At 58.5% G+C, this 13,626-nt stretch carries 13 protein-coding genes and 1 pseudogene; 5 read left to right on the top strand and 9 right to left on the bottom strand.

The annotated features are described in order from the left end of the window. Positions 1 to 194 precede the first annotated feature (194 nt). Positions 195 to 3,113, top strand: a complete 2,919-nt coding sequence (secA, locus tag LAN70_05805) for a preprotein translocase subunit SecA (GenBank protein ID MBZ5510670.1) — start codon at positions 195 to 197, stop codon at positions 3,111 to 3,113. A 48-nt stretch (positions 3,114 to 3,161) separates the two neighbouring features. Here secA and LAN70_05800 read toward each other — a convergent pair whose 3' ends face one another. Further along, positions 3,162 to 3,734, bottom strand: coding sequence for a hypothetical protein (locus LAN70_05800; protein MBZ5510669.1), 573 nt, complete (start codon positions 3,732 to 3,734; stop codon positions 3,162 to 3,164). Beyond that, positions 3,721 to 4,410 (bottom strand): helix-turn-helix domain-containing protein, encoded by a 690-nt coding sequence (locus LAN70_05795; protein MBZ5510668.1) that lies wholly within the window; start codon positions 4,408 to 4,410, stop codon positions 3,721 to 3,723. Before LAN70_05795 ends, LAN70_05800 begins: the two co-directional genes overlap by 14 nt. Before the next feature lie 195 nt (positions 4,411 to 4,605). Here LAN70_05795 and LAN70_05790 point away from each other — a divergent pair. Further along, positions 4,606 to 4,686: pseudogene (locus LAN70_05790) on the top strand (SEC-C domain-containing protein). A 235-nt stretch (positions 4,687 to 4,921) separates the two neighbouring features. On the opposite strand, the gene LAN70_05785 reads toward LAN70_05790, so the two are convergent. The 7 genes from LAN70_05785 to LAN70_05755 form a co-directional block, all read right to left on the bottom strand. Beyond that, positions 4,922 to 5,425, bottom strand: coding sequence for a type II toxin-antitoxin system VapC family toxin (locus tag LAN70_05785; protein ID MBZ5510667.1), 504 nt, complete (start codon positions 5,423 to 5,425; stop codon positions 4,922 to 4,924). A 2-nt stretch (positions 5,426 to 5,427) separates the two neighbouring features. Then, positions 5,428 to 5,784, bottom strand: a complete 357-nt coding sequence (locus LAN70_05780) for a hypothetical protein (protein MBZ5510666.1) — start codon at positions 5,782 to 5,784, stop codon at positions 5,428 to 5,430. Continuing rightward, complete coding sequence (locus LAN70_05775) at positions 5,781 to 6,446, bottom strand: hypothetical protein (GenBank protein ID MBZ5510665.1); 666 nt, start codon at positions 6,444 to 6,446, stop codon at positions 5,781 to 5,783. The genes LAN70_05780 and LAN70_05775 overlap by 4 nt, the downstream gene beginning before the upstream one ends. A 192-nt stretch (positions 6,447 to 6,638) precedes the next feature. Then, positions 6,639 to 6,965 (bottom strand): transcriptional regulator, encoded by a 327-nt coding sequence (locus tag LAN70_05770; protein MBZ5510664.1) that lies wholly within the window; start codon positions 6,963 to 6,965, stop codon positions 6,639 to 6,641. A gap of 230 nt (positions 6,966 to 7,195) precedes the next feature. Next, positions 7,196 to 7,747, bottom strand: a complete 552-nt coding sequence (locus LAN70_05765) for an SgcJ/EcaC family oxidoreductase (GenBank protein MBZ5510663.1) — start codon at positions 7,745 to 7,747, stop codon at positions 7,196 to 7,198. A gap of 243 nt (positions 7,748 to 7,990) precedes the next feature. Beyond that, the gene (locus tag LAN70_05760) at positions 7,991 to 8,413 is read right to left on the bottom strand and encodes a type II toxin-antitoxin system VapC family toxin (protein MBZ5510662.1); all 423 of its coding nucleotides are present in this window, start codon (positions 8,411 to 8,413) and stop codon (positions 7,991 to 7,993) included. Next, positions 8,410 to 8,724 carry a type II toxin-antitoxin system Phd/YefM family antitoxin gene (locus LAN70_05755; protein MBZ5510661.1) on the bottom strand — a complete coding sequence of 105 codons (315 nt, stop codon included), beginning with the start codon at positions 8,722 to 8,724 and terminating at the stop codon, positions 8,410 to 8,412. The genes LAN70_05760 and LAN70_05755 overlap by 4 nt, the downstream gene beginning before the upstream one ends. 532 nt (positions 8,725 to 9,256) lie before the next feature. On the opposite strand from LAN70_05755, the gene pilB reads away from it, so the two are divergent. The 3 genes from pilB to LAN70_05740 all read left to right on the top strand — a co-directional run bounded on the left by pilB (position 9,257) and on the right by LAN70_05740 (position 13,472). Then, complete coding sequence (pilB, locus tag LAN70_05750; protein ID MBZ5510660.1) at positions 9,257 to 10,972, top strand: type IV-A pilus assembly ATPase PilB; 1,716 nt, start codon at positions 9,257 to 9,259, stop codon at positions 10,970 to 10,972. 103 nt (positions 10,973 to 11,075) lie between these two features. Then, positions 11,076 to 12,188, top strand: coding sequence for a type IV pilus twitching motility protein PilT (locus tag LAN70_05745; protein ID MBZ5510659.1), 1,113 nt, complete (start codon positions 11,076 to 11,078; stop codon positions 12,186 to 12,188). A gap of 72 nt (positions 12,189 to 12,260) precedes the next feature. Further along, a complete protein-coding gene (locus LAN70_05740) occupies positions 12,261 to 13,472 on the top strand; it encodes a type II secretion system F family protein (protein ID MBZ5510658.1) in 1,212 nt (403 codons plus the stop codon). The last annotated feature ends 154 nt before the right edge of the window (positions 13,473 to 13,626 follow it).

Here is a 13,626-nt window from a genome sequence, read left to right as displayed (position 1 = left end):
CTCGGGGTTCATTCCGCAGCTCTCTGCAGAGTGTCATTCCGAGCGCAGCGAGGAACCTGCTTGTCCCGAAAGCCGACGGCCGATTGCCAATAGCCGAGAGCCCTCGTGGAAGTTGCCGCATCTAACTATGTTAGCCTGTATAGAAATCGCGCACCGGCCTAGCTTGTGGTGGGCGCCCATGGATCCGGACAACATTGCTTAATACCTTAGCAGCCAAGATTTTCGGCACCAGAAACGAGCGCGAAGTTAAGCGCCTGATGCCCTCGGTCGAGCAGATCAATGCGCTCGAACCGCAGATGCACGGCCTCACCGACGCCCAACTGCGCGCCAAGACCGAAGAATTCCGCAAGCGCCTGGCCGAACGCCTCGAGGGCATCGAGGAAGACGACGAGCGGCGCACGGCGGAAAATCAGTTTCTGCAAGACATCCTGCCGGAAGCGTTTGCCGTGGTCCGCGAGGCGGGCCTCCGCACCCTCAACATGCGCCATTTCGACGTGCAGTTGATCGGCGGCATGGTGCTGCACGCCGGCACGATTTCGGAAATGAAGACGGGCGAAGGAAAAACCCTGGTCGCCACCCTGCCGGTGTACCTGAATGCGCTGCCCGGGCGCGGCGTGCACGTGGTTACCGTCAATGACTACCTGGCCAAGCGCGACTCGGAGTGGATGGGGAAGATCTACAACTTCCTCGGGCTGTCGGTCGGCGTGATCGTACACGACCTGGACGACGACGAGCGCCGCCAAGCTTACGCCGCCGATGTCACCTACGGGACGAACAACGAGTTCGGTTTCGATTACCTGCGCGACAACATGAAGTTCGAGGTGCGCGAATGCGTGCAGCGCGGGCACAACTACGCCATCGTCGACGAAGTGGATTCCATCCTGATTGACGAAGCGCGTACCCCGCTCATCATCAGCGGCGCCAGCGAGGAATCCACCGACAAGTATTACAAGGTCAACAAGATCATTCCCAAGCTGGAAAAGGGCGAGGAGATCGAAACCGCGCCCGGCGAGCCCAAGCAGCTCACCGGCGACTACGTGGTGGACGAGAAGCACAAAACCATCACCGTCACCGACGAAGGCTGGGAAAAAGTCGAGAAGATGCTGGGGATCACCAACATCGCCGACCCGGAAAACTGGGACCTCAAGCATCACGTCGACACCGCGGTCAAGGCGCACGCGTTGTACAAGCGCGATGTTGAATACGTCGTCAAAGATGGCGAGGTGCTTATCGTTGACGAATTCACCGGGCGGCTGATGCCCGGCCGGCGCTGGAGCGATGGCCTGCACCAGGCGGTCGAGGCCAAGGAAAACGTCAAAGTCGAACGCGAAAACCAGACGCTGGCCACCATCACCTTCCAGAACTATTTCCGCATGTACAAGAAACTGGCCGGCATGACCGGTACAGCGGAAACGGAAGCGCCTGAGTTCGACAAAATCTACAAGCTGGAAGTGCTGGTCATTCCCACCAACAAGCCGCTGCGCCGGCTGGAGAATGCCGACGTGGTGTACCGCACCGAGCCGGAGAAGTACAAGGCGGTCGCCGACCACATCGAGGAATTGCACGAGAAAGGCCAACCGGTGCTGGTGGGCACCACCTCGATTGAAAAATCCGAGCGGCTAGCGGAGATTCTCAAGAAGCGCACCGTGAAGCACGTGGTGCTGAACGCCAAGTACCACGAACGCGAAGCCGAGATCGTGGCGCAGGCGGGCCGTTTCGGCATGGTGACCATTGCCACCAACATGGCCGGCCGCGGCACCGACATTCTGCTCGGCGGCAATCCCGAGTTCATGTCCAAGCAGGAATTGGTCAAGAAGGGAATCGCGCGCCCCTTGCACGAAGTCGGCGGCGAGGTGGAAGCCGCACCCAGCAGCGAGGAGACGACCAAGTTCTACTACCAGGGCACGGAGTTCGAAGCGCCCCTCGATCAGTGGCACGAAGCCTTCACGCGCTACAAGGTGGAAACCGACAAGGAGCACGACCAGGTCGTCGATGTCGGAGGTTTATTCATTCTCGGCACCGAGCGGCACGAGGCGCGGCGCATCGACCACCAGTTGCGCGGCCGCGCCGGACGCCAGGGCGACCCCGGCGAATCGCGCTTCTTCCTCTCGCTGCAAGACGACCTGATGCGTATCTTCGCCAAGGAATGGGTGTCCACGCTGCTGCAGCGGCTGGGCATGGAAGAAGGCGTCCCCATCGAGTCGCGCATGATTACCCGGCGGATCGAAGCGGCGCAGAAGGCGGTGGAAGCCCAGAACTTCGAAGCCCGCAAACACCTGCTGGAATACGACGACGTCATGAACAAGCAGCGCGAGGCGGTGTACAGCCTCCGCCGGCAGTTGCTGGAGGGATTGGACCAGAAGGACCTGATCCTCGAAGACTACGTTGCCGGCATTCTCAGCGAGCTGCTCGACAAGTACGCCGCGAAAGACGTCCACCCCGAGGATTGGGACATCAAGGGCCTGAAGAACGAGATTTTCACCCGCTTTGGCGTGGACATTCTCAAAGAAGGTGTGAAGCCGGAATCGTTGAATCGCCAGGAGCTGGGCGACGCCGTCTTCGAAAAACTCAAGCAGCGTTACGAAGCCAAGGAAGAGCTGATCAAGCCTGAGCAGATGCGCTACCACGAGCGCATGATCATGTTGAGCGTGCTTGACCAGCAGTGGAAAGACCACCTGCTCAACATGGACCACCTGAAGGAAGGCATCGGGCTGCGCGGCTACGGCCAGCACGATCCCCTGGTGGAGTACAAGCGCGAATCCTTCGACATGTTCGAATTGATGATGGCGCGCTTCGAGGAAGAGACGGTCCGGTATCTGTACCTGATGCAGGTGATCGAGCCTACTGCACCGGCCGTGACTATCGAAGCAGGCGGCGATGGCGGCGACGGTGCGGGACGACGCCGGCGCGCAGCAGCCACCTCGGTGGACGAACTCGAAGAAGCATTCCAGCGGCGCAAGCGCAAGGAGCTGGAACAGGCGCGCATGGCAGGTTCGGGAGAGTACCAGCCGGTGCAGCAGCGGGTGCGCTCCGGCGCCAAGGTCGGCCGCAACGATCCCTGCCCCTGCGGCTCAGGCAAGAAATATAAGAAGTGCTGCGGGGTGAGCGCGTAATTTCAGGTTCGGTTCCTGCGCGTCCAAAGCAAGCAGGGGTAGCGAACTTCAGGGTCCAGCTTTGCCTGCGCCTTCGAAGAAAGCTTCAAGCCACAACTTCAAAGTCAGGTCTTCGCGCTCGACATTCGCGAGATTGGGGCGCATCTCCTTCTCGTATCGCTGTCGCAGAATCGCGGGATCGAGCGGCACTGCTTTTGCAAGATGTTTTATGTCGTCTCTGTCCACAGCTGCATTGCGCTCTAACTTGGAGAGAGCAAGATCGTATGGATCCAATGCGAAGAGCCGCAGTTTCTTGTAGTGGTTGGGAAACATTTCCTGAAGGCGACTCTCATAGTCTTCAGGAACATTCGCGACGCCGACATGCTGGAGATAGAGGCCGTACTTCTTGTGTAATGGCGAACCTTGCCCAGCCAGTCCTATTACAATCTCGAACTGGTCTCTCGGAGCAACAGACAAGAAGTCGATATCTGAAGTCGGGCGGGGAAGTCCGTACAAAGCGGAGATGACGAATCCGCCCAAGCATTCCAATGACACCCGGCCGGGCAATTGCTCATCTAGCTCGCGAAGGAATTTATCCCAAAACGTCGGAACCGCAGTGTCCTTCGGCTTAGACTTGGGCATAGCGGATGGTCTCGGGTGTCCAGTCGGTCAGCAGATTCCAATGCCTGGCGTCATGAGACCTCTGCTCCCTCAGCCAGTGGCGTTCAGGTTCGGACAGCGATTCCTGGCAAAAGGTATCCTCACGAGCGAGGCGGGATTGCTCCAACTCTTGTTGAAGCTGCGCCAGTGCATGCAAACTCTTGCTGTCGGAAGTTCGCTCCGACAATCTCCGAGCTAACGATACGACAAATCCCAATCGATTTTGCAGGTTGTGCAGTTTCGCTTCACGCGCGAGCCAACGGTTGTCTACATCAGGGAAGCGGAGCAGAAGCCAAGGCAGCGCCTCTGCCAGCCGCGACTCCAAATTCTTCTGTGCTAGAGCTGCGAGCAGCACTTCTGCAGGGTTCACTTTCCGGCGTGACCGCATGTAGGAGAACCCTGGATAACCGAGTGAGGCAAGGCTCTCAGCCAATTCCCGGGGATCTACTTTACTGAGCCGGTCTGTACGGTGCACGGGCAAAGCAGTAGGAGGCAGGCGATACACGCTTGCTAACTTCTTCATGAAGGATGAAGAAGGCGTACGCCGGCCCGTTTCACAGAGGGAAACGTACCCCTGCGAGACCCCTAAGCGCTTCGCAACCTGTTGCTGAGTTAGCCGCGCTTGTTCGCGGAATGTCCTTAGCTGCGCTACCGACATGACACAATTCACCCGACAATTACATGCCTATTATATTACAAATCTTGTAATAATTCTTTCACTATAACTCATTTACTTACAGTGATTTGGAGATTCTCGCCGAACTATCCTGTCGTAACCACGAAGTCTCGATGGAGCAGACGTGCATGGCCGGTTCTGGAGAATATCAGCCGGTGCAGCAGCGGGTGCGCTCCGGGCGCCAAGGTCGGCCGCAACGATCCCTGCCCCTGCGGCTCAGGGAAGAAGTACAAGAAGTGCTGCGGCGTGAACGCGTAGAAGAGTTTCGAGTTTCAGTTTCAGAAATTCCCACTCTCCGCCCCTTCGACTTCGCTCAGGTCAGGCTCCAGCTTGCGCAAGGGTGGCCCAGCCGGCCACCCGCCAAGTGCTTGCCTTTCTTGAAATCGCGCGACCTGTCCTGGATTATTGGGATCCGACGCACAGCAATGAGAAAGTAAATGAAGTCATACTGAACAGAGTTCTGCGTGCAATGGGTTTGCAGGCGCATTTTTCTCTAGGGAAGGTCATTCGGTGAAAAGACAGTTATTCCTGCAACGGTATCGAACTGTCGGTCGCTGGTTGCAATGCGGGTAATCCCGTACCCCCTCATGGCAGCGACGATTACGGAGTCATTTGTCAGCAATCCAGCATTCTGTCTTTCAGTTTGTGCGCTTGTCACAATGTCCCGTTCGACCGGCAAGAATAGCAGATTCAAAGCTAGAAGCCTTTGAGTGTTGGCCCAGTAGTCTGTGAGCACTTTCACTTGTTCCGGATGTTCAGACAAGTATTTCATAGGCTGCCGCTCACAGAATCCCTTCTGCAACGCTTCGCCTTTCATGAATTGGTGCGTCGCGTTATTTACCACTTCGAAAAGAGTTATTCCCGTGACTTCTTCCCTTGAGCAGCGCCCAAGCAATCTCTTGCACTGTTCGGATTTGGCGGTTAGACCATAAACGAACAAATTGGCATCAACGAGCACATCACTTCCGTTTGGAAGACTGTCCAAAAGCTCGGCCACCGTTAGTCCTCATCTTCGATTTCGTCTAATATCTCTTTCCACTGAGCAGCAGTAAGTTCCGTTGGTTGTGGCGCGTTCACCGCCCCAAGAGACATTTCAATCCGTTGTTGCCTGCCTTCGCGGGTAAATCTCTGCCGTTTCAGAATTACCAACTTAGATGAAGGCTGCACACCGCGAAGAAACTCGCGGTAGATTTCCATCAAAGTATTTGTATCGAAAGAGGACACGCGAGTTTGGTTGGAGGTGTTCCCGAGCAATCCTGTCTCTGTGACGGGAGGTGGCGTAAAGTCACCAAACGGTGGAACAGTCTGCGCCAGCGCGGAATGCGCCGATTGTGCGAGTTGTCCTTGCAGAGTCATTGCAGTTTCAGACCCAAGCGGCGAAGTACAGTTGCTTCGTCTTCATAGAGAGTTGCTGCCATTTGCTCGAACCGCGTTTCAGCGGAAAAGTTCCGAAGCAATTTGATGAAAACGCCACCCGGAATGACTACCGAACCGTCTATTACAAATGAATAATCACTTGAGTAGACGGATACACCATACATGGCGGCGTCCTCCGCGCCCAGTGCCCTTGTGTTCACAAACTGACTAAGAATTTGCTTGAAAGAGTTCTCCCCTACTGGCTTGACATGGAACGCCAACGTCACGAACTGGGACTGGAGCTCCTGTGCAGTGCTTTCCTTCAAAGCTTCCAGCCCAGCCTGAAAAAAAGACACCAACTCCGCGGCACGCGCCCAGTATGGATTAGTTGCAGTAATCGTCACACCGCCAATGCCCACCTGCATGCTGGCAAGCAGTGACGGGATGCCAAATGTAAACTGAATTTCATTGGCGTTTTTAGCTCCCTGATTCCAAGTGATGTTTTGTAATCCGACATGCCACGGGGCAAGAGCCTTGTAGAGCGCGCCCAGAATCTCTCCGTGCCGTCTTTCAAACCAAAATGCGAGGATTGGCTCTTTGAAATCTGCACGGTATTCGAAAAACGACTGTTGAATGTCGGCAATGGCTAGTTGGTCTTCCATGATTGGGCTCTTCAACGGTGACAGTGTATTACAAACGCGCATTACGCTACAGGTGTTCTGCACTTAACTTAACCGCCGTTCCAAATCGCCCGGACCGCAGTTGGCGCACCCTATGGCCCGGGGGACCCTGTCCTGAGCGCAGCGACGGGGCGAAGGTTGGGGGCACTCCAATCATCGCGACTACCTAAACCGTTAAGCCGCTGCCGAGCTGGACTGGACCTTGAGACGGACCCGTTCGTGCCGCTGAAGGAATGCGACCATAGCAAACAAGTTCTTGGCGTGCGGATTCCCCTTCGGACCAAGCATGCGCATCAGGCTCTTAGGCGAACGGTGCATCGCCTGTCCGAGTTTGGTAAACCCCACCGCGGCGTTGATGAAATCCCGTAGTACGGTCTTGCCGGTTTCGACGTCGCCGGAGAGAAAACCTTCAATCGCTTCCCGGAGAAGCGCCTTGCGGAAGGCGGAATCGCGCTTGACCCGCACTTGCACGGTTTGCTTGAAATCTCGCGTCAGAGCCATAACAGATGGTACCACATCTGTTACCATTGTCAATCAGCCTTCTCGTCGAACTCAACAAAGACCCACATCTGCCAACTGCGGGCAGATATGGGCCGCCGGCGTAGAACAGTTTCGAGTTTCAGGTTCAGTTTCAGGAAATCCCCACCCAGTCGCTCCAAAACCGGGATCGACAAGGGTGGGGCAACCTCAAGGTTTGTTTTTGTCGGAAAGGGCGGGCCAGCCGCCGGGCCTCACTTCGCTGCCGGGACGAGGGGCGAAGAATGGTGATGGGCAATGCGCCATTCCCCACCGCGCTTCGTGACCAGCATGGTAAAGCGCGAGGGTCCCGGTACCGGCTTCCCCTCTTGCATCCGGGTGAACTCGTAAAATCCGGTCACCAGCACGGCGTGGTCGTCGATCGGAATCGTGTGCCTTTCCTGGATCACGTTCTTGTTGCCGCTCCCTTTCAGCTTCAGGTCCGTGAAGTATTTCTCGATTGCTTCCGTGCCGGTGGAAATGACCGGACTCTTGGTGCCGAGCAGAATTGCGTCGGGCCAATAGTTATTCGCCACTGCTGCCGGGTCATTGGTGTTATACGACGCCGACCAGCGGTCGATCGCCGCGTTGGCCTCTTCTGCGGGGCCAGCCAGAGCCAGGGCCGGCGACATCAACAGCAGTCCGACCAACAGCAGTCGACTAAATCGCGCGATTTTCATGAAGCTCGGAATTTGAGTTTTTTTCGGTTGGAAAACAGCCGCCGTGGCGGCCTCCATTTTTGCCAGCCGACGCATGTCTCGTTTCACTATTTATCCTCTATTCCAGAATCAGAGCGGCTAAGGTGGATTGCCCGCAGCGGGCGAGCAAAGCCGTGGCGCGCGATGATAGCAGGTGAAGATCACCTGGTGAAGGTGTCGGTGAAAATAATAGCTGAGCTGGGCGGGTTTGGGTTTGCGCCACCAGCGTGGGTTGCGGGCTTCGTGGATAAGCAGGTCCCAGGATTCGCACGGCGGTACTTATTGCGGCGGAAGCGTGGGTTGAACCCTTGCCTAAGCCACCCACGGATTGAACACCGGGACACCCGTCGCGGCGACATCCTTGGTGTTGCGGGTCACCAGCGTCAGGTTATGGTGCAAAGCCGTGGCCGCCAGCAGTCCATCAATGACGGGCAGGGGCGATTTTGGCCCGGCCTGCGCGGCGAGGCGCCCCCAGCGATCCGCGACCGCCTGATCCACCGGCAGGATGCGTCCTGCAAAGCGCAAGACCAGATCGCTGTCGAGCCACGTTTCCAACCTGACGCGGCGGGAAGCATCTTTGAGTGAGGCGATTCCTTTGCGAATCTCTCCCAATGTGAGGACGCTCAGATAGAGCAAGTCCTCGTCGGTGGCTGCCACCCACGCTTTGACCGTAGGCTCGGGCTTGGGCCGCACCAGTTCGGAGATGATGCTGGTATCGAGCAGGAACCCACTCACAGCTCGACCGTCCGCCCGTAGTCCGGCTTGCGCTCAAGATCAATCGCGACCTTGGCGAGCGGAGACTCGGCAAAGAACTGCACCAGGCTTTGGGGCTGCCGTGAGCGCGCCTGGAGGCGTTCAAATTCTTCCGCCGGCAGGACAACCACCGCCTCCTTGTCCTGACGGGTGACCCACTGCGGACCTTCCGATCGTGCGCGGCGGAAAAGCTCGCTGAACTGAGCTTTGGCGGTCTGAAGCTGCCAACGTTTCTTTGGAACCGCTCTTGCGGAAGGGCTCGTCGTCCGTTTTCTTGCAGTCGCTTTGGACATTTCATCCTCTGACTAGACTGACTAGTTTACTGAAATGGCCAGCAGGAGGTCAAGGGTGTAATCGTGCCGTCCCCTTCGACTTCGGCCCGGGGCAGGCTCGACGGGATTGGACTAAGGTCCCCACCCCTTCGGCTTCGCTCAGGGCCAGGCCTCAGTTTTGCCGAAGCCAGAGCTTAAAGCCCGTATTTCGGGGGTCCAATTCACCGGCCTCCCTCGCTGCGCTCGGGACAGGTTCCGGCCGGTGCTTCTGCCACTATGAATCCGGTGCTTCCACCATGACGCTTGGGTCGTCAATCAGGCAGAAGCGCGGCAGATTTTGACCGCCGAACACCCGTAAGGTCTTGTCCTAACGTGACCTAGAGAGCCTGTTTTGTTAACCTTTCTGCCACCGTTCTCAATTGACAATTTGTGTCACTCAACATACGATTCGCCCTACCCAGAGGTGAACATTTTTCCCCCGAGTTGATGCTGCGATCCGGTATTGCGGGCGCGGTTCCGAGTCAGGCTGGAGCGTAGGAAGATAGGGAGGGGTATGTCTCAGCGGTTGGGCGACCTGCTGGTTAAAGAGAAGGTAATCACGCAGGAGCAACTGGATCAGGCGCTCAAGGTCCAGAAGGAATCCGGCACCCGCCTGGGGTCCATCCTGGTCAAGCTGGGGTATCTCTCCGACGAGGACGTCACCAACTTTCTCTCCCGCCAGTACGGTGTGCCCGCCATCAATCTTGCCTACTTCGAGATTGATCCGACGGTGGTCAAGCTCATCCCCTACGAGACCGCCAAACGTTACCAGATCCTGCCGCTCAGCCGGGTCGGCGCCTCGCTCACCATCGCCATGGTGGACCCCACCAATGTGTTCGCCATGGACGATATCAAGTTCATGACCGGGTTCAACATCGAGCCGGTGGTGGCGTCGGAAAGCTCGATCCTGGACGGCATCGAGAAGGCGTATGGCGCCAGCCACGAGGAAGACCTGGAAAAGGTGATGGCGTCGATGACCGAGGGCGGCGACGCCGATGTCGAACTGCAGGCCGAAGAAGAGGAGATGGGCCTGTCGGAGCTGGAGAAGGCAGCCGACGAAGCGCCCATCGTCAAGCTGGTGAACCTGATCCTGACCGATGCGGTGAAGAAGGGCGCCAGCGACATCCACGTCGAGCCCTACGAGAAGGAATATCGCGTCCGCTTCCGGGTGGACGGCATCCTGCAGACCATGATGTCGCCGCCGATGAAGCTGAAAGATGCCATCACCTCGCGCATCAAGATCATGGCGAAGCTGGACATCAGCGAGAAGCGTCTGCCGCAGGACGGGCGCATCATGCTGAAGGTGAACCTGGGCGGCCGGAAGAAGCAGCTCGATTACCGGGTCAGCACGCTGCCCACGCTGTGGGGCGAAAAGATCGTGATGCGGCTGCTCGACAAGGAAAACCTGCGGCTGGACATGACCAAGCTGGGCTTCGAGCCGGAATCGCTGGTGAAATTCGAGAAGGCCATCCTGAAGCCCTACGGCATGGTGCTGGTCACCGGCCCCACCGGCTCCGGCAAGACCAACACGCTGTACTCGGCGATTTCGCGGCTCAACGTGCCGGACACCAACATCATGACCGCGGAGGACCCGGTGGAGTTTCAGTTGGCCGGCGTCAACCAGGTGCAGATGAAGGAATCGATCGGGCTGAATTTCGCCGCCGCACTGCGCGCGTTCTTGCGGCAAGACCCCAACATCATCCTGGTGGGCGAGATCCGCGACTTCGAGACGGCGGAAATCGCCATCAAGGCCGCGCTCACCGGTCACTTGGTGCTCTCCACCCTGCACACCAACGGCGCGCCGGAGACGATCAGCCGCCTGATGAACATGGGCATCGAGCCGTTCCTGGTTGCGACCTCGGTGCACATGATCGTGGCGCAGCGCCTGGTGCGGCGCGTGTGCGGCGAGTGCAAGGCCGAGGTGGAGCTGCCACCGCAGGCGTTAGTCGAGGCCGGCTTCACGCCCGCAGAAGCCAAGACCGTGAAGGTCTCCAAGGGCAAAGGCTGCGGGGTGTGCAACAACACCGGCTACAAGGGCCGCTGCGGCCTGTATGAAGTCATGGAAATCGATGATGAGATCCGCGAACTGATCCTGGTGGGCGCTTCCGCCGTGGAACTGAAGAAAAAAGCGGTGGAGCGCGGCATGATTACCTTGCGCCGCAGCGGCCTGATCAAGGCCATGGCGGGCGCGACCACGCTGGAAGAAGTGGCGCGCGAAACCGTGCACTGAGGCAATTTCGAGTTTCCGGTTTCCAGTTTCCAGGATTTGGAAACGGGCGACCGGAAACTCGAGCAAGCAACGCAACTCGAAACTAGAAACGGGAAGCTGGACTATGGCCGCATCACTTAGCGATCTTCTGAAAAAGCTGCTCGAATTGAGCGGCAGCGACCTGCACATCACCACCAACTCGCCGCCGCAAATCCGCGTTCACGGTCACTTGCAGCCGCTGGACATGCCGCCGCTGACGCCCGCCGAAACCAAGTCGCTGGCCTACAGCGTCATGACCGACGCGCAAAAGCACCGCTTCGAGGAAGATCTGGAGCTCGACTTCTCCTTCGGCATGAAAGGGCTGGCGCGGTTCCGCGCCAACATCTTCAACCAGCGCGGCGCGGCCGGAGCGGTGTTCCGCGTCATTCCGTTCGAGATCAAGAGTTTTCAGCAGTTGAACCTTCCGCCGGTGGTCGCCAGGATGTGCGACAAGCCGCGCGGCTTGATCCTGGTCACCGGCCCGACGGGATCCGGGAAATCCACCACGCTGGCGGCGATGATCGACAAGATCAACACCGACCGCCACGATCACATCATCACCATCGAGGACCCGATTGAATTCGTCCACCAGCACAAGAATTGCCTGGTGAACCAGCGCGAGGTGCATTCCGACACCAAGTCGTTCACCAACGCGCTGCGCGCCGCCCTGCGGGAAGACCCGGACGTGGTGCTGATCGGCGAAATGCGCGACCTGGAGACGATCGAATCGGCGTTGCGCATTGCCGAGACCGGCCACCTCACTTTCGGCACCTTGCACACCAATTCGGCCGCCTCCACGATTAACCGTGTGATCGACGTCTTCCCGTCGCACCAGCAATCGCAGATCCGCGCCCAGCTTTCCCTGGTGCTGGAAGGAATCATGTGCCAAGCGTTGCTGCCCAAGATCGGCGGCCAGGGCCGCGCCATGGCGATGGAAATCCTGATCCCCAACTCGGCGGTGCGCAACCTGATCCGGGAAGACAAGATTCACCAGATTTACTCCTCCATGCAGGCGGGCCAGGACAAGTTCGGCATGCAGACGTTCAACCAGTCCCTGGCGACGCTGGCCATGACCAAGCAGATCACGCTGGAGACGGCGTTGCAGCGTTCCTCCATGCCGGACGAGTTGCAGGAAATGATTAACCGTGGCGCCGGAATCTCCAAGCCGGGAGTCGGGGCGGCGGCGGTCAGGAAGTAGACAGTATTTCAGCGGGCAGAACATCAGCCGCTGAATACGGAAGAACCGACAATCTGTTTTTGCGAGGTTCACATGCCAGTTTTCACGTTCACGGGCAAGAACCCCGCCGGCGAGAAAGTAGCCGGCGAGCGGGTCAGCGAGAACAAGCAGGTGTTGAAGGCGGCGCTCACCCGCGAGCGCATCACCGACACCACCATCAAGGAGAAGGGCAAGGAATTCGTGATGCCCACCTTCGGTTCGGGCAAGGTGGCGACCAAGGACATCGCCATCTTCTTCCGCCAGTTCTCGGTGATGATTGATGCCGGCCTGCCGCTGGTGCAGTGCCTGGAGATCCTGGCCGCCAACCAGGAGAACCCGGTGTTCCAGAAGGCGCTGACCGGCATCCGGCAGACGGTGGAAGGCGGCGCCACGCTGTCCAATGCCATGCGCGGCTACCCGAAGATTTTCGACGACCTCACCACCAACATGATCGAGGCGGGCGAAACCGGCGGCATTCTCGACGTCATTCTGCAGCGCCTCTCGACCTACGTGGAAAAGGCCGTGAAACTGCGCTCGGCGGTGAAGTCGGCGCTGATCTATCCCGTATCCGTCATCAGCATCGCGGTGCTCATCGTGGGCGCGCTGCTGAAATTCGTGGTCCCGATCTTCGCCAACCTGTTCGCCGGCCTGGGCGTCGAACTGCCCGCCCCCACGCGCTTTGTCATGAACCTGAGCTACCTGGTGAGCACCTTCTGGTGGTTGTTCTTCGTGCTGCTGATTGCGCTGGTCATCGGCATCAGGCAGGTCCGCAAGCACCCCAAGGGCCGCTACATGTGGGACAACATGATGCTGCACCTGCCGGTGTTCGGCATGGTGCTGCGCAAGATCGCGGTGGCGCGTTTCACCCGCACCCTGGGCACCCTGATCACCTCCGGTGTGCCCATCCTGGAGGGCCTCAGCATCACGGCGCGCACCTCGGGCAACGCGGTGCTGGAACAAGCGCTGATGAAGGTGCGCAAGGCGATCGAAGAAGGCCGGACGATTGTGGACCCGCTCAAGGAAAGTGGCGTGTTCCCTAACATGGTGACGCAGATGATCGGCGTCGGCGAAGCCACCGGCGCCATGGACGCCATGTTGCAGAAGATCGCCGATTTCTACGAAGACGAAGTGGACTCGGCCACCAAGAACATGCTGACGCTGCTGGAGCCGGTGATGATCTCGTTTCTGGGCGTGGCGGTCGGCGGCATCGTGATCTCGCTGTACATGCCGCTGTTCTCCATGATCTCCAAGCTCTCGGGGGGCTAGGCAGACGCGATTCTGAAAACTGGAGCTCACCACGGAGACACAGAGGCACGGAGGAAACCGCGGCCAACGAATCTCCGTGTCTCCGTGCCTCCGTGGTGCAATTCATCGTCAGTACCTCGGACTTGCTGAATACGTGACGTCCAGGTTGGCGGCC

It is taken from the genome of Terriglobia bacterium (assembly GCA_020072845.1).
Taxonomy (GTDB): Bacteria; Acidobacteriota; Terriglobia; order Terriglobales; family Acidobacteriaceae; genus JAIQGF01.
Note: the sequence above shows the minus strand (reverse complement) of the source record. Positions and strands in the feature narration are given on the sequence as shown.